This is a genomic window from Micrococcus sp. HG099, assembly GCF_024723355.1.
GTDB classification, from domain to species: domain Bacteria; phylum Actinomycetota; class Actinomycetes; order Actinomycetales; family Micrococcaceae; genus Micrococcus; species Micrococcus endophyticus.
Genome location: NZ_JANQCJ010000046.1, coordinates 1 through 15,447 on the forward strand (window position 1 = coordinate 1; position 15,447 = coordinate 15,447).

The window sequence follows — 15,447 nt, forward strand, 5'->3', positions numbered from 1 at the left end:
GCGGTGCTCCTCGGTCATGCCGCGAGCCTACGAGCCGGGGCGGACGCCGTGGGGCCCCGCGGCGGCGGGCGTGGACCACGCGGGCCCGGCCGCCCCCTGTGCAGGAGCGGGCGGGTCCGCGCGGCCCGGGTGGGCCTCAGGCGTCCGCGGCCCCGCGCAGCGTGGGCTCGGGCAGGTACACGGACCCACCGGCGGCCCGGAACTCCGCGGACTTGGCGGCCATGCCGGCCTCGGCGATCCGCGCCTGCTCGGACGCGCCGCCGAACTCGCTGCGGATGTCCTGGCTGATGCGCATGGAGCAGAACTTCGGCCCGCACATGGAGCAGAAGTGCGCGGTCTTGGCCGGCTCGGCGGGCAGCGTCTCGTCGTGGTACTCCTCGGCGAGCTGCGGGTCCAGGCCGAGGCCGAACTGGTCGCGCCAGCGGAACTCGAAGCGCGCCTTGGACAGCGCGTCGTCGCGGTCGCGGGCGCCGGGGTGGCCCTTGGCGACATCGGCGGCGTGCGCGGCGATCTTGTAGGTGATCACACCCGTCTTCACGTCGTCCCGGTCCGGCAGGCCCAGGTGCTCCTTGGGCGTGACGTAGCAGAGCATCGCGGTGCCGTAGCGGGCGATCTCGGTGGCGCCGATGGCCGAGGTGATGTGGTCGTACGCCGGGGCGATGTCCGTGACGAGGGGGCCGAGCGTGTAGAACGGGGCGCCCTTGCACAGCTCCTGCTGGCGCTCCACGTTCTCCCGCACCAGGTGCAGGGGGATGTGGCCGGGGCCCTCCACCATGACCTGGACGTCGTACGCCCACGCCCGCTCCGTCAGCTCGGCCAGCGTGTCGAGCTCGGCGAACTGGGCGGCGTCGTTGGCGTCCGCCACGGAGCCCGGCCGCAGGCCGTCGCCCAGGGAGAACGCGACGTCGTAGCGCGCGAAGATCTCGCAGAGCTCGTCGTAGTGCTCGTAGAGGAAGTTCTCCTTGTGGTGGCCCAGGCACCAGCCGGCCATGATGGAGCCGCCGCGGGAGACGATGCCGGTCACGCGGTCCGCGGACAGCGGCACGTGGCGCAGCAGCACGCCGGCGTGCACGGTCATGTAGTCCACGCCCTGCTCGCACTGCTCGATCACGGTGTCGCGGAAGATCTCCCAGGTCAGGGCCTGGTGGTCGCCGCCGACCTTCTCGAGGGCCTGGTAGATCGGCACGGTGCCGATCGGCACGGGGGAGTTGCGCAGGATCCACTCGCGGGTGGTGTGGATGTCGTCGCCCGTGGACAGGTCCATCACGGTGTCCGCGCCCCAGCGGGTGGCCCACTGCAGCTTCGAGACCTCCTCGGCGATCGACGACGTCACCGCCGAGTTGCCGATGTTCGCGTTGACCTTCACGGCGAACGCCTTGCCGATGATCATCGGCTCCGACTCGGGGTGGTTCACGTTCGCCGGGATGATGGCACGGCCGGCCGCGACCTCGGAGCGCACCAGCTCCACGTCCACGCCCTCGCGCAGGGCGACGTAGCGCATCTCCGGGGTGATCTCGCCGCGCCGGGCGTAGTGCATCTGGGTGACGCGCGCGCCCTCCTGGGCGCGCAGCGGGGCGCGGCGCTCGCCGGCCCACTCCTGCGAGGCGGCGCCGCGGCGCACGGCCGAGCGGCCGTCGTCGAGCAGGTCGCGCTCGCGGCCCTCGTACTCCTCGACGTCGCCGCGGGCGCGGATCCACTCGGCGCGCTGGGCGGGCAGGCCGCGCTCGGGCACGGAGCCCGGGCCCATGGTGCGGTAGACGGTCAGGGGCTCGTTGGGCGTGCCGTCGGGGGAGTCGTCCTGGTGGACTTCGGTGACGGGCACGCGGATGCCGTGCTCGGGGTCCTCCAGCCAGCCCAGGCGGTGGGTGGGGTAGTTCTCCTCCCCGGCGACGCCGTCCTCGACGGCGGGCGAGGAGACGGTGGACAGGGCGGTGTCGGTGGACAGGGTGGTGCCAGTGGGCACGGGGGTGTGGGGGGACGCGGACATGGCCGCACGCTCCTTCTTCCTTCGCCGGCATGACCCGGACAGGTTCAGACGGTGTCCGGACGGCGTCAGCCCGGTCTCAGCCCCGTGCCGTGGGGCTCCCGTGGGATGCGTGCGACGCTACCACGGCGTCGCGGCGGCCGACCCCTCCGACGACGAGGCCCGCGCGTCGACCCCGCCAGGACGGGGCGACGCGCGGGCCTGCGGAGGCCGCGTCGGCTTAGGCGAGGGCGGCCCGGGCCGCCCGGCGGCGCACCAGGGTGCGCTCGGCGATCCACGTGATGATGAGCATCACGATGATGGCGATGCCCGCGTAGCCCAGCACCGGGTAGACCGTGCCGACGAGGTCGGAGAAGCCCACCGAGGACAGCAGTGTCGCGGCCAGGGCGGTGGCCACGGCGATCGCCCAGCCGGGCACGCGGCGCATCGGGGAGAGCAGGGCGATCCGCTCCACGCCGCCGAACAGGCACGAGACCGCGGTGGTGAACTGCGCCAGCAGCAGGATGACCGTGTAGACCAGGGCCGCCCAGCCGCCGATCATCGCGGCCAGCTCCACCATCGGCAGGTCGGCCCGGCCGATCAGGTGGGCGTGGGCGGCCATGGCCAACATGATGGCGCCGGCCATGACCACCAGGCCCACGGCGCCCAGGCCGGCGCCGGCCACGAGGGTCCGGCCCGAGGAGGAGCTGTCCCGGCCGATGGGCGCGAGCACCGCGTAGGCGAGCTGGAAGTTGAACGCCACGTAGAGGATGCCGGACATCCACCACTGGTTGATCAGGGGCGAGGACGTCACGAGCGAGGCCACGTCCTCCACCGGGGCACCCGGGTTCGCCAGGCCCCACCAGGCCACGCCGACCGCGACCACGATGATCAGCGGCACCACCACGGCCTGGACCCGCACGAGGCCGGAGATGCCCGCGAGCACGGACAGCACGCAGACCGCCGCCATCAGCAGGGAGCCGACCATGGTCGGCAGGCCGAAGGAGGTGTTCACCGCGGCGCCGGCGCCGGCGAGCATGATCACCAGCGTGCCGAGCAGGGACGCGGTGATGCACAGGTCCGCGAACCAGGTGGGCACGCGGGAGGTGGTGGGGTTCACCAGGCGGTGGATGTCCGTGGTGCGCAGCTTCTGCGCCATCTTCAGCACGATCGCCGAGAGCAGGAAGAACAGGGCGCCGGCGATGACCAGGGCGAGCGTGCCGCCCCAGAGGCCGAAGCTCACGAAGTACTGCAGGATCTCGTTGCCCGAGGCGTAGCCCGCGCCGATGGTGGTGCCGATGAACGTGGCGGCGATCCCGAGCGGGGAGGTCGGCCGCAGCGACGCCGACTCCTCGGCTCGTCCGGGGTGCGCGGGGGAGCTCTCTGTGACGTGGGACATGCGACTACATTCTCATGGGCGGGATCGGCCCGGCCCGGGCGGCCGATCCGCCCCCACCCGAAGGAGCCCCCGCATGATCCCCGCCGTCCCCCGCGTGCTCAGCATCGCCGGCTCCGACTCCGGCGGCGGCGCCGGTGTCCAGGCCGACCTGAAGACCATCGCCGCGTGGGGCGGCTACGGGATGACCGCGATCACCGCGATCACCGCCCAGAACACGCAGGGCGTGCAGGCTGTCCACCCGCTGCCGGTGGACGTGGTGCGCGCCCAGCTCGACTCGATCGCCGCCGACATCGCCGTGGACGCCGTGAAGATCGGCATGCTCGGCACGGCGGAGCTCATGGGGGCCGTCGCCGGCTGGCTCGAGGAGACCCGGCCCGCCGTCGTCGTGCTGGACCCGGTCATGGTGGCCTCGAGCGGGGACGCCCTCACCGCGGTGGGCGACGACGACGGGCGCGCCGCGTGGTCCCGGCTGCTGCGGGCGGCGCACCTGGTGACCCCCAACCTGCCCGAGCTGGCCCGGCTGACCGGGCGGGACGCGACGGACTGGGACGCCGCCCTCGACGTGGCGCGGGGCCTGGCTGCCGACCACGACGTGACGGTCCTGCTCAAGGGCGGGCACCTGGACGAGGCCGAAGCGGCGGAGGTGCCGGACGCCGTCGTGCGCGTGGCCGGAGCCGTCCACGAGGTGCGCGGCCCGCGCGTGGCGACCCGCGCGTCGCACGGCACCGGCTGCACCCTCTCCTCGGCCCTGGCCACGCTGGCCGGCGCGGGCCTGAGCTGGGAGGACGCGCTCGAGCGGGCCAAGCCGTGGCTGGCCGACGCGATGCGGGCGGGGGAGGCCCTCGCGGTCGGGGACGCCTCGCGACCGACGTGGCACGGGCCCGTGGACCACGGTCACGCCCGGCGCGGCTGAGGCCGGCGCCCGGGGGAGGGGAACGGGCCCGGGACGCCCCGGGAGCGAGGACGGGCGGCCACCGTGAGGTGACCGCCCGGTCTGTGGTGCCCCCGGCAGGATTCGAACCTGCGGCCTTCTGCTCCGGAGGCAGACGCTCTATCCCCTGAGCTACGGAGGCGGGGGTCGCGACGCGTCGGGCGCGTTGCGGACTCGTCGACTCTACACCATCAGGACGGCCCGTCCGTGACCTCCTCGCGGGGCGCGTCAGCCGGGCAGGCCCGCGCGCAGGGTCCGTGCCGCGGCCTCGGGGTCCTCGGCCTGCGTCACGGCGCGGACCACCACGATCCGGTCCGCCCCGGCCGCGCGGACCTCGGGCAGCCGGTCCGCGTCGACGCCGCCGATGGCGAACCACGGCCGCGCCCCCGCCGGGTCCTCCGCGTCCAGGCGTGCGGCGTGGGAGGGCAGCTCCAGTCCGACGGCGGCCCGGCCCGGCTTCGTGGGCGTCGCCCACACCGGTCCCGTGCAGAAGTAGTCCAGGCCGTCCTCCGCGCGGGCGGCGCGCACCTGCGCCTCGGTGTGGCACGAGCGGCCGAGCACCACGTTCGGGCCCAGCAGGGCGCGGCACTGCGCGGTGGTCAGGTCGGTCTGGCCGGTGTGGAACACGTCCACCCCGGCCAGGGCGGCGACGTCGGCGCGATCGTTCGCGGCCGAGAGCGCCTCGTGCGCCCGGGCCAGCGGAACGAGCACGGCGAACGCGGCCAGTTCGACCGCCACGTCCACGGCCTTGTCCCGCACCTGGATCAGGTCCACTCCGCCGCGGAACGCCGCCGCGCAGAAGTCGGCGAACGCGGCCGTGTCGAGCGTGCGGTCCGGGCGCAGGAACCGCTGCAGGTCGGTGCAGACGTACAGCCGGGAGACGGCGAGGCGGGCGCGGCGGCCCGCGCCGGTGTCGCCGTCGTCGTGGTCGGCCGCGGTCATCAGGAGCGGATCGGGGGAGTGCATGCGCCCACTGTGACAGACTGGCCGCAGTTCCATGGGAGCCCGGGCCGCACGCGCCGGGCTGAGAGGGCCGCAGGGGCGCACCGCGCCGGCGCGGCCGACCATCACCACTCGATGCGGGTCATGCCGCCGTGAGGAGGACCGGTCCGTGCACGTGGCCGTCGTCGGGGCCGGGATCATCGGCCTCACCGCCGCCGTGCGTCTGCGCGCCGCAGGCCACGCCGTCACCCTGATCGCCCCCGAACTGGACACCGCCGGGCGCCCACACGCCGTGGCCGGGGCCACCCACGCCGCGGCGGGGATGCTCGCCCCGCTCGCCGAGACCCAGTTCAGCCAGGACGACCTCGCCCCGCTGCTGCAGGCCGGCTGGGAGGCCTACCCGGCCCTCGTGGACCTGCTCGCCGCCTTCACCGACGTCGAGACGGGCTTCCTCGCACAGGGCGCCTGGATCGTGGCCGCGGACCCCTCCGATGCCCGCGCGTGGGACCACGTGCTCGAGCACGCCTCGATCCTCGGCCGCCGGGTCGAGCCCGTCTCCGTCCGCGCGCTGCGCCGCGCCGAGCCCGCCCTGACCCCGGGCCTGGCCGCCGCCTTCGACGCCCCGGACGACCATCAGGTGGACCCGCGACGGCTCGCCGCCGCCTGCGTCGCCGCCCTGCGCGCCGAGACCGGGCCCGACGGCGGCCCACTCCCGGCCGGAGCCGGACCCGCCGCCCGATTCGTGGCCGGACGCGTCACCGCCGCCGACCCGGAGGGCGAGGGAGTGCGCCTCACGCTGGCCGACGGGGACGCCCTCACCGCCGACGGCGCGGTCCTCGCCGCGGGCCTGGGCCACCGTGGGATCGGCGGCGCGGCCACCGCCGTCGAGGTCCCGCTGCGCCCCGTCCACGGCGACGTGCTGCGCCTGCGGGTGCGTCCCGAGCAGCTGCTGCCGGGGGAGTCGCACCTGATCACCCGCACCGTCCGCGGCCTCGTCCACGGGCGCCAGGTCTACCTCGTGCCCCGCGCGGACGGCACCCTCGTGGTCGGCGCCTCGGCCCGCGAGGACGGCCTGGCCGGCACCTGCGCCGGGGCCGTGCTGGACCTGCTCGCCGACGCCGCCGCGATCCTGCCCGCCGTCCGCGAGTGCGAGCTCGTCGAGATCACCACCGCCGCCCGCCCCGGCACCCCTGACGACGCCCCGCGCGTGCTCGCCGTGCCCGAGGCCCCGGGCGCCGTCGTCGCCACCGGCTTCCACCGTCACGGGATCCTGCTCGCCCCCTGGGCGGCCGAGCGGATCCTCGAGCTGCTGCACGCCCGCCTGGAGGAGATCGCATGAACACCCTCACCCTGACCCTCAACGGAGAGCCCGCCGAGCTGGCCGCGGCCACCGTCCGCGACGTCGTCGCGCACGTCACCGGGCGCGCGGTCGGCGACGACGGCGCCGCCGCGGACGGGCGGCGGCTCGGCGTGGCCGTGGCGGTCGGCGGCGAGGTCGTGCCCCGGTCGGCCTGGGCCACCCGGGAGCTGACCGCCGGGGACGAGGTCGACGTCGTCACCGCGGTGCAGGGGGGCTGAGCGATGGCCGAGCACCGCACCCCGCCCGCCGCCCCCGCGATCCCGCCGCTGCGGATCGGCGGCTACGACCTGGCCTCCCGGCTCATCATGGGCACGGGCGGCATCACCGACCTCGCCGCCCTCGAGGGCGCCCTCGTCGCCTCCGGCACCACGCTCACCACCGTGGCGCTGCGCCGCTGGTCCGCGGACACCCGCGACGGCCTGGTCGCGCTGCTGGACCGCCTCGGCATCGACGTGCTGCCCAACACCGCCGGCTGCTACACCGCCCGGGACGCCGTGCTCACCGCCCGGCTCGGCCGGGAGGCGCTCGAGACCGACCTCGTGAAGGTCGAGGTCATCGCCGACGAGCGCACCCTGCTGCCCGACGTCGTCGAGACCCTCGAGGCCACCGAGCGGCTCGCCGCCGACGGCTTCACCGTCCTGGCCTACACCTCGGACGACCCCGCCATGGCGCTGCGCCTCGAGCAGGCCGGCGCCGCCGCCGTCATGCCGCTGGGCTCACCGATCGGCTCGGGGCTGGGCATCCTCAACCGCGCACACCTGGAGCTGATCGTCTCCCGCGCCTCCGTGCCGATCGTGCTCGACGCCGGCGTGGGCACCGCCTCGGACGTCGCCCTGGCGATGGAGGCCGGCTGCGACGCCGTGCTCGCCGCCTCCGCGATCACGCGCGCCGCCGAGCCCGCCCGCATGGCCCACGCGTGCCGGATCGCGCTCGAGGCGGGCTTCCACGCCCGCCGCGCCGGGCGCATCCCGCGCCGCGAGCACGCCCTGGCCTCCTCACCGATGGCCGGGCGGGTCACGGCCGAGGAGGACGAGCGGTGACCGCCGCCCCGGACCCCGCCGACCGTGAGCCCCGCGACCTCACCGCACTGTCCGACACCCAGCTGCAGCGCTTCGCCCGCCACCTGAGCCTGGACGGCTTCGGCCCCGAGGCCCAGCTGGCGCTGCTGCGCTCCCGCGTCCTCGTGGTGGGCGCCGGCGGCCTCGGGGCGCCCGTGCTGACCTACCTCGCCGCCGCGGGCGTGGGGGAGGTCCACGTGATCGACGACGACGTGGTGGACCGCTCCAACCTGCACCGCCAGGTGATCCACGCCGAGGCGGACCTCGGCCGCCCCAAGACCGCCTCCGCCGCCGCGACGATGCGCGGCCTGCACCCCGAGGTGCGCGTGGTCGAGCACCGCGAACGCCTGACCGCGGCCAACGCGCTCGAGCGGGTCGGCGCCGTGGACCTCGTGCTCGACGGCACGGACAACTACGCGACCCGCTACCTCGTGGCCGACGCGTGCGAGATCGCGGGCGTGCCCGTGGTGTGGGGCGCGATCCTGCGGTTCGCGGGGCAGGTGAGCGTGTTCGCCCCGGGCGGGCCGCTGTACCGGGACGTGTTCCCGGAGCGGCCCGAACCCGGCGAAGTGCCCTCGTGCGCGCAGGCCGGGGTGCTCGGGGTGCTGCCCGGGATCATCGGCTCCCTCATGGCGGCCGAGGCGATCAAGCTGCTCTCCGGGGTGGGCGAGCCCCTGGTCGGGCGGCTGCTCTCCGTGGACGCCCTGACGATGCGCTTCCGTGAGCTGCGGCTCGTGGCCGACCCCGAGCGGACCCCCGTGACGGACCTGTCCGCCCACGCGGACCAGGCCCCCGGCTCGGACGACGCCGGCGCCCCCGGCTCGGCGGAGGCATGCGGCGCCGCGGGCGGGGAGATCGACCCCGCCACGCTGGCCGCCCTGCTCGCCGACCCCGCCCGGGCCGCGTCCCTGACCCTGCTCGACGTCCGCGAGGACTGGGAGCGTCGCCTGCGCCGGGTCGAGGTCCCCGCGGCGGTGGCCGATCGGCACGTCCCGCTCGATGCCGTCCTCGCGGAGCCGGCGGCCCACGCGCCCGGGCCGGACCGCGTCCTGGTGGTGTGCTGCGCCGCCGGAGCCCGCTCGGCCCGGGCGCGGGACGCTGTGGTCGGGGCCGACCCGAGCGCCGGCGGGCGCGTCCTCTCCCTCGCCGGCGGCCTCGCCGCCTGGCCCGCCTGACCCCCACCCCGACGAGTCCTGCGAAAGGGCCCCCATCGCGGGCCGGAGGGGGCCATCTCGCAGGGTTCGTTCGCACGCGCACGGGCGCGGCGACCCTTCCGTAGACTTGCGCGGGTGAAGCCCGAAGACCTCTCCGCCCTGCTGTCCGCTGTCCTCACCGACGCCGTCGAGGCCGGTGACCTCCCCGCCGAGCTGCGGGACGAGATCACCCCCGCCCGCGTGAAGGTGGAGCGACCCCGCAGCCGCGAGCACGGCGACTGGGCCACCAACGTCGCCCTGCAGCTGGGCAAGAAGGCCGGCAAGGCCCCCCGGGACCTCGCCGCGCTGCTTGCCGACCGCCTGTCCGGCCGGGACGGCATCGCCGCCGTGGACGTGGCCGGCCCCGGCTTCCTCAACATCACCCTCGACGTCGCCTCGGCCGGCGCCCTGGCCCGCGAGATCGTGGAGGCCGGCGAGGCCTACGGCCGCAACGACGCCCTGGCCGGGCGCACCGTGAACATGGAGTTCGTCTCCGCCAACCCCACGGGCCCCCTGCACATCGGCCACACCCGCTGGGCGGCCCTCGGCGACGCGATCGCCCGCCTGCTGCGCGCATCGGGCGCGCACGTCACAGCGGAGTACTACGTCAACGACGCCGGCAACCAGATGAACGTGTTCGCCGACTCGGTCCTGGCCCGCCTCCACGGCCGCGACGTCCCCGAGGGCGGCTACCCGGGCGCGTACGTGCAGGAGCTGGCCGACGCCGTCGCACTCGAGCATCCGGACGTGCGCGAGCTGACGGACGAGGCCGCGCGCCCGGTGGTCCGCGAGGCCGCGTACCGGCTGCAGATGCAGGACATCAAGGACACGCTGACCGCGTTCGGCGTGCACTTCGACGTGTTCACCTCCGAGAAGACGCTCCACGAGTCCGGGGCCCTCGAGCAGGCCGTCGAGCGCCTGCGTGAGCAGGGCCACATCGAGGACCGCGAGGGCGCCGTGTGGCTCAAGACCACCGACTTCGGGGACGACAAGGACCGCGTGCTGATCCGCGCCAACGGCGAGCCCACCTACTTCGCCGCGGACGCCGCCTACTACCTCGACAAGCGCGACCGCGGCTTCGAGGAAAAGGTGTACCTGCTCGGCGCCGACCACCACGGCTACGTGAACCGCCTCAAGGCCATCGCCGCGGCCGCCGGCGACGATCCGCAGCGCAACATCGAGATCCTCATCGGGCAGCTGATCTCCGTGAACGGCGCCAAGCTCTCCAAGCGCGCGGGCAACATCATCGAGCTCAAGGACCTCGTGGAGTGGCTCGGCCGAGACGCCCTGCGCTACGACCTGGCCCGCTACCCCGCGGACTCGCCGATCACCATCGACCCGGAGCTGCTGCGCTCGAACACCAACGACAACCCGGTCTACTACGTGCAGTACGCCCACGCCCGGGCGTGCGGCGCGGCCCGCACGGCGCAGGCCCACGGCGTGGACCGCTCCGAGTTCGACGCCGCGCTGCTCACCCACGAGACCGAGTCCGAGCTGCTCGCCCAGCTCGCCGAGTTCCCCACGGTGGTGGCCTCGGCCGCCCGCCTGCGCGAGCCGCACCGCGTGGCCCGCCACCTGGAGGTCGTGGCCGGCGCCTACCACTCCTGGTACGCCGCCTGCCGCATCGTCCCCATGCCCACGGAGGACGGCACGCCCCGCGCGGTCGAGACCCTGAACCGCACCCGCCTGTGGCTCAACGACGCCACCGCGCAGGTCCTGGCCAACGGCCTGGGGCTGCTCGGCGTGTCCGCCCCGGAGAAGATGTGAGCGCGCCCATGACGACGCCGAAGCCCGCCTCCGCCTCGCCGCTCGCCCCGGCGTGGCTCCCGGCCCCCGGCGACGCCGACGCGCTCGTCCCCGGCCTGTGGGCCGCGGGCGTGGACCGCGACGACGCCGGCCGGCTCACCGTCCAGGGCCTGGGCGCCCCGGACCTCGCCGCCGAGTTCGGCACCCCGCTGCTCGTGCTGGACGAGGACGACTTCCGGGCCCGCGCCCGCGCCTTCCGCTCCGGCTTCGACGCCGCGTTCGCCGACCTGTGCGGGGGAGCGGACGTCTACTACGCCGGCAAGTCCCTGCTCACCCTCTCCACCGCCCGCTGGGCGGCCGAGGAGGGCCTGCGCGTGGACACCGCCTCGGGCGGTGAGCTCGCGGTCGCGCTGCGCGCCGGCGTGGACCCCGCGCACATCGGCCTGCACGGCAACAACAAGTCCGACGCCGAGCTGCGCACCGCCCTCGAGGCCGGCGTCGGCCGGATCATCGTGGACTCGATCGACGAGCTCGAGCACCTCGCCGCGCTCGCCGCGGATCAGGGCGGTCGCGCCCCCGTGATGCTGCGCCTGACCCCGGGCGTGCACGCGCACACCCACGACTTCATCGCCACCGCCCACGAGGACCAGAAGTTCGGCCTCTCGCTGGCCCCGGCCACCACGGACCGGGACGGCAACGTGGCGGGCCGCTCGCCGGCCGCCGTCGCCGTGGCCGCGGCGCTCGCCGCCGAGTCCGTGGACCTGCTGGGCGTGCACTGCCACATCGGCTCGCAGATCTTCGAGGCGGACGGCTTCGGGCTCGCCGCCGAGCGCGTGCTCGAGTTCCTGGCGCAGATGAAGGCCGAGCACGGCGTGGAGCTGGCCGAGCTGGACCTCGGCGGCGGCCACGGCATCGCCTACACCGCGGTGGACGCCCCTCGCCCGCCGGCCGAGATCGCGGCCGCGCTCGCGGACGACGTGCAGAAGGCCCTCGAGCGCCTGCAGCTGGCGTGCCCGCGCATCTCGATCGAGCCGGGCCGGGCGATCTCGGGCCCGGCCGGCCTCACCCTCTACACCGTGGGCGTCACCAAGACCGTGGACGCGGACACCCCGGACGGCGGCACGGCCGCCCGCCGGTACGTGGCCGTGGACGGCGGCATGTCGGACAACCCGCGCCCCGTGCTCTACGACGCGGACTACACGGCCGTCTCGGCCGCCCGCACCTCGGACGCGCAGGCCGTGCTCACCCGCGTGGTGGGCAAGCACTGCGAGTCCGGCGACGTGCTCGTCCGGGACGTCTACCTGCCCGAGGACCTCGCCCGCGGCGACCTGCTGGCCGTGCCCGCCACGGGCGCCTACACCCACGTGATGGCCTCGAACTACAACGCGCTGACCCGCCCGGCCGTCGTCGCCGTCGCCGGCGGGCGGGCGCGCGTGATCATCCGCCGGGAGACGCAGGAGGACCTGTTCGTCCGCGAGGCCGATCCGCGCCTCGGCCGCTGAGGCAGCGGGCGCCCGCACCCGCCCGTCGGCCTCGGGGCCGGGTGCGGGCGTCCCGCTCTGCGGACACCGAGTGTCGCGCGGCGGGACGAGCCGGGGCGCCGCGCTAGATTCGAGGCCAGCCGAACCGCGCGATCGCGCGGCACCGACCCCGATCCTTGACCCCGGAGGACCATGCCCCAGCACACCGACGCCCCCACCGCCCTCAAGGTCGCCCTGCTGGGCGGCGGGACCGTGGGGTCCCAGACCGCCCGGATCCTCACCGAGGACGCCGACATCCTGCGGGACCGCGTGGGCGCCGACCTCGAGCTCACGGGCATCGCGGTGCGGGACACGGGCGCGACGCGCGACTGGCAGGCGGACCCGGCGCTCTACACCACCGACGCTGAGGCGCTCGTGGACGGCTCGGACGTCGTCATCGAGCTGATGGGCGGCATCGAGCCCGCCCGCACCCTGATCCTGCGCGCGCTGGCCGCCGGCACCTCCGTGGTGACCGGCAACAAGGCGCTGCTCGCCCAGCACGGGGAGGAGCTCTACGCCGCGGCCGCCGCCACCGGCGCCCAGCTGAGCTTCGAGGCCGCCGTGGCCGGCGCCATCCCGATCCTGCGCCCGCTGCGCGACTCCCTCGCCGGCGACCGCGTCACCCGCGTCATGGGCATCGCCAACGGCACCACGAACTACATCCTGGACAAGATGGACTCCGAGGGCGCCGGGTTCGACGAGGCGCTCGCCGAGGCCCAGCGGCTCGGCTACGCGGAGGCGGACCCCACCGCCGACGTCGAGGGCCACGACGCCGCCGCGAAGGCCGCCATCCTGGCGACTCTGGCGTTCGGCGCGCCGTACACCCTGGACCAGGTGGCCGTCTCCGGCATCACCGCCATCACCGCCGAGGACAACGAGGCCGCCGCCGACGCCGGCTACGTCATCAAGCTCCTGGCCATCGCCGAGCGGGCCCGCGCCGCGGACGGCGCCGAGGGCGCCGTGCTGCGCGTGCACCCCACCCTGCTGCCCCGGGAGCACCCGCTGGCCTCGGTGCGCGGCGCCTTCAACGCCGTGTTCGTGGAGGCCGAGAACGCGGGCGAGCTCATGTTCTACGGCCCCGGCGCCGGCGGCGCCCCCACGGCGTCGGCCGTGATGGGCGACGTCGTCTCCATCGCCCAGCGGATCGTGCGCGGCGGGCCCGCCCGCCTGCGCACGCCCGTCGCCGAGCTGCCCGCACTGGACCCGGCCGAGGCCGTCACCTCCTGCCTCGTGGTCCTGCGCGTGGCGGACGAGCCCGGCGTGCTGCGCCGCGTGGCCGGCGTCTTCGAGGAGCAGGGCGTGTCCATCGAGACGCTGCGCCAGGTCCAGTCGGACCGCGACGACGCCCCCGGGGCCTCCCTGCGCCTGATCACCCACCGGGCCCGCCAGCGGGACCTCGACGCCACCGTCGAGGCCCTGGCCGCCCTGGACGCGGTCCACGAGGTCGCATCCGTCCTCCGAGTCGAAGGGAACTGACCCATGGCCCACCAGTGGCGCGGCGTCGTCCGCGAGTACGCCGACCGCCTGCCCGTCACCGAGGACACGCGCGTGATCACCCTCGGCGAGGGCGGCACCCCGCTCATCCACGCCCCGCACCTCTCGGAGCTCGTCCAGGGCACCGTGCACGTGAAGTTCGAGGGCATGAACCCGACCGGCTCCTTCAAGGACCGCGGCATGACCATGGCCATCACCGCCGCCGTGGACCAGGGCGCGAAGGCCGTGGTGTGCGCCTCCACCGGCAACACCTCCGCGTCCGCGGCGGCCTACGCCGCGCAGGCCGGCCTCACGTGCGCCGTGCTCGTGCCCGAGGGCAAGATCTCGATGGGCAAGATGTCCCAGGCCGTGGCCCACGGCGCCGAGATCCTGCAGGTCCAGGGCAACTTCGACGACTGCCTCGAGGTGGCCCGCAAGCTCGCCGAGAACTACCCGGTGTTCCTCGTGAACTCCGTGAACCCGGCGCGCATCGAGGGCCAGAAGACCGGCGCGTTCGAGGTCGTGGACGCGCTCGGCGACGCCCCGGACTACCACCTGCTGCCCGTGGGCAACGCCGGCAACATCACCGCCTACTGGAAGGGCTACCGCGAGTACGCGGCCCCCTACATGAACCCCCACGAGGGCGCCTCGGACGAGGAGCTGCCCGCGGTGTCCACGAAGACCCCCGTCATGTGGGGCTTCCAGGCGGCCGGCGCCGCCCCGATCGTCCTGGGCCACCCCGTGACCGAGCCGGACACCATCGCCACGGCCATCCGCATCGGCAACCCCGCCTCGTGGGAGCAGGCCGAGGCCGCCCGCGACGGCTCCGGCGGCATGATCGACTCCGTGACCGACGAGGAGATCCTCGCGGCGCACCGCTGGCTCTCGGCCAAGGAGGGCGTGTTCGTGGAGCCTGCCTCCGCCGCCGGCGTGGCCGGGCTGATCAAGCACCACGCCGCCGGGAACGTGCCCGCGGGCAAGAGCTGGGTCATCACCGTCACCGGCCACGGCCTGAAGGACCCCCAGTGGGCCCTGCGCGGCGCCGACGGCGAGGACGTCACGCCCCGCACCGTGCCGTTCGACGTGGTCACGGTGGCGCAGGCCCTCGGCCTGGCCTGAGCGATGCCGGCACCGCGCACCCTGGCGGCCGGGACCGCCGTCGTCGTCGCCGTCCCCGCCACCTCCGCCAACCTCGGCCCCGGCTTCGACTCGATGGGCCTGGCCCTTGAGCTGCGGGACGAGGTCTCCCTGACGGTCGTGGACGGGCCGGACGTGGCCGAGGTGACGGGGGAGGGCGCGGACGTCCTGCCCCGGGACGGCTCGCACCTGATCCTGCGCCTGGCGCACGAGCACCTGCGCGCGCGCGGCGTCCGCGCCCCGGGCCTGCACCTGCGCGCCGTCAACCGGATCCCGCACGCCCGCGGCCTCGGCTCGTCCGCGGCGGCGGTGGTGGCCGCGTACGCCGCGGCCGAGGCCCTGCTCCCCGCGGCGGACCGCCGTCCGCCCGCGGCCCTGCTCGAGGCCGCCACGGACTTCGAGGGCCACCCGGACAACGTGGCCCCGGCCCTCGTGGGCGGGGCGACCGTCTCCTGGACCCGGGACGACGACGCCCGCCCGGCGACCGCGCCCCTGCGGCTGCACGAGCGGATCGTCCCCGTGGTCGCGATCCCGGACACCGAGCTGTCCACGCACGCCGCCCGCGGCGTCCTGCCGGAGTCGGTGCCGCACGCGGTCGCCGCCGCCCAGGCCGGCCGCGCCGCCCTGCTCGTCCACGCTCTGGCCGAGCGGCCCGAGCTGCTCATGGCGGGCACGCGCGACTGGCTGCACCAGGGCCCCCGCGCCGCGGTCATGCCCGCCAGCGC

Annotated in this window: 13 protein-coding genes, 1 tRNA gene and 2 riboswitches; of the genes, 10 read left to right on the forward strand and 4 right to left on the reverse strand. The window is 75.5% G+C overall.

The window, feature by feature from the left end:
- Positions 1 to 136: 136 nt before the first annotated feature.
- Together thiC and NWP10_RS05830 are read right to left on the reverse strand one after the other, a co-directional pair.
- Complete coding sequence (gene thiC, locus NWP10_RS05825; RefSeq protein ID WP_258300194.1) at positions 137 to 1,987, reverse strand: phosphomethylpyrimidine synthase ThiC; 1,851 nt, start codon at positions 1,985 to 1,987, stop codon at positions 137 to 139.
- Positions 1,985 to 2,099, reverse strand: a riboswitch (TPP riboswitch). It overlaps the preceding gene by 3 nt.
- Before the next feature lie 105 nt (positions 2,100 to 2,204).
- Positions 2,205 to 3,362 carry a hypothetical protein gene (locus NWP10_RS05830; RefSeq protein WP_258300195.1) on the reverse strand — a complete coding sequence of 386 codons (1,158 nt, stop codon included), beginning with the start codon at positions 3,360 to 3,362 and terminating at the stop codon, positions 2,205 to 2,207.
- Between the two features lie 73 nt (positions 3,363 to 3,435).
- On the opposite strand from NWP10_RS05830, the gene thiD reads away from it, so the two are divergent.
- The gene (gene thiD, locus NWP10_RS05835) at positions 3,436 to 4,275 is read left to right on the forward strand and encodes a bifunctional hydroxymethylpyrimidine kinase/phosphomethylpyrimidine kinase (protein WP_258300196.1); all 840 of its coding nucleotides are present in this window, start codon (positions 3,436 to 3,438) and stop codon (positions 4,273 to 4,275) included.
- 84 nt (positions 4,276 to 4,359) lie between these two features.
- On the opposite strand, the gene NWP10_RS05840 is transcribed toward thiD, so the two are convergent.
- Positions 4,360 to 4,435: transfer RNA gene (locus tag NWP10_RS05840), tRNA-Arg, on the reverse strand.
- Between the two features lie 86 nt (positions 4,436 to 4,521).
- Positions 4,522 to 5,259, reverse strand: coding sequence for a thiamine phosphate synthase (thiE, locus tag NWP10_RS05845; protein WP_258300197.1), 738 nt, complete (start codon positions 5,257 to 5,259; stop codon positions 4,522 to 4,524).
- 21 nt (positions 5,260 to 5,280) lie between these two features.
- A riboswitch (TPP riboswitch) is annotated at positions 5,281 to 5,411 on the forward strand.
- On the opposite strand from thiE, the gene thiO reads away from it, so the two are divergent.
- The 9 genes from thiO to thrB form a co-directional block, all read left to right on the forward strand.
- On the forward strand, positions 5,405 to 6,574 hold the full coding sequence (thiO, locus tag NWP10_RS05850; RefSeq protein WP_258300198.1) for a glycine oxidase ThiO: 1,170 nt from the start codon (positions 5,405 to 5,407) through the stop codon (positions 6,572 to 6,574). It overlaps the preceding riboswitch by 7 nt.
- A complete protein-coding gene (thiS, locus tag NWP10_RS05855) occupies positions 6,571 to 6,813 on the forward strand; it encodes a sulfur carrier protein ThiS (RefSeq protein ID WP_258300199.1) in 243 nt (80 codons plus the stop codon). The genes thiO and thiS overlap by 4 nt, the downstream gene beginning before the upstream one ends.
- Before the next feature lie 3 nt (positions 6,814 to 6,816).
- Positions 6,817 to 7,635 (forward strand): thiazole synthase, encoded by an 819-nt coding sequence (locus NWP10_RS05860; RefSeq protein ID WP_258300200.1) that lies wholly within the window; start codon positions 6,817 to 6,819, stop codon positions 7,633 to 7,635.
- On the forward strand, positions 7,632 to 8,828 hold the full coding sequence (gene moeB, locus NWP10_RS05865; protein ID WP_258300201.1) for a molybdopterin-synthase adenylyltransferase MoeB: 1,197 nt from the start codon (positions 7,632 to 7,634) through the stop codon (positions 8,826 to 8,828). Before NWP10_RS05860 ends, moeB begins: the two co-directional genes overlap by 4 nt.
- 114 nt (positions 8,829 to 8,942) lie before the next feature.
- On the forward strand, positions 8,943 to 10,613 hold the full coding sequence (argS, locus tag NWP10_RS05870; RefSeq protein ID WP_258300202.1) for an arginine--tRNA ligase: 1,671 nt from the start codon (positions 8,943 to 8,945) through the stop codon (positions 10,611 to 10,613).
- A gap of 8 nt (positions 10,614 to 10,621) precedes the next feature.
- Positions 10,622 to 12,094 (forward strand): diaminopimelate decarboxylase, encoded by a 1,473-nt coding sequence (lysA, locus tag NWP10_RS05875; protein WP_258300203.1) that lies wholly within the window; start codon positions 10,622 to 10,624, stop codon positions 12,092 to 12,094.
- A 171-nt stretch (positions 12,095 to 12,265) separates the two neighbouring features.
- Complete coding sequence (locus NWP10_RS05880; RefSeq protein ID WP_258300204.1) at positions 12,266 to 13,588, forward strand: homoserine dehydrogenase; 1,323 nt, start codon at positions 12,266 to 12,268, stop codon at positions 13,586 to 13,588.
- A gap of 3 nt (positions 13,589 to 13,591) precedes the next feature.
- Positions 13,592 to 14,704: a threonine synthase gene (thrC, locus tag NWP10_RS05885; protein ID WP_258300205.1), complete on the forward strand. Its 1,113-nt coding sequence runs from the start codon at positions 13,592 to 13,594 to the stop codon at positions 14,702 to 14,704.
- A 3-nt stretch (positions 14,705 to 14,707) separates the two neighbouring features.
- A partial coding sequence (gene thrB / locus NWP10_RS05890) for a homoserine kinase (protein ID WP_258300206.1) occupies positions 14,708 to 15,447 on the forward strand: 740 nt, incomplete at its 3' end.

Excerpts from the sequence above, each read along its gene's own strand:
- thiC (WP_258300194.1), bottom strand. The coding sequence starts at position 1,987 with ATGTCCGCGTCCCCCCACACCCCCGTGCCCACTGGCACCACCCTGTCC.
- NWP10_RS05830 (WP_258300195.1), bottom strand. The coding sequence starts at position 3,362 with ATGTCCCACGTCACAGAGAGCTCCCCCGCGCACCCCGGACGAGCCGAG.
- thiD (WP_258300196.1), top strand. The coding sequence starts at position 3,436 with ATGATCCCCGCCGTCCCCCGCGTGCTCAGCATCGCCGGCTCCGACTCC.
- thiE (WP_258300197.1), bottom strand. The coding sequence starts at position 5,259 with ATGCACTCCCCCGATCCGCTCCTGATGACCGCGGCCGACCACGACGAC.
- thiS (WP_258300199.1), top strand. The coding sequence starts at position 6,571 with ATGAACACCCTCACCCTGACCCTCAACGGAGAGCCCGCCGAGCTGGCC.
- NWP10_RS05860 (WP_258300200.1), top strand. The coding sequence starts at position 6,817 with ATGGCCGAGCACCGCACCCCGCCCGCCGCCCCCGCGATCCCGCCGCTG.
- lysA (WP_258300203.1), top strand. The coding sequence starts at position 10,622 with ATGACGACGCCGAAGCCCGCCTCCGCCTCGCCGCTCGCCCCGGCGTGG.
- NWP10_RS05880 (WP_258300204.1), top strand. The coding sequence starts at position 12,266 with ATGCCCCAGCACACCGACGCCCCCACCGCCCTCAAGGTCGCCCTGCTG.
- thrC (WP_258300205.1), top strand. The coding sequence starts at position 13,592 with ATGGCCCACCAGTGGCGCGGCGTCGTCCGCGAGTACGCCGACCGCCTG.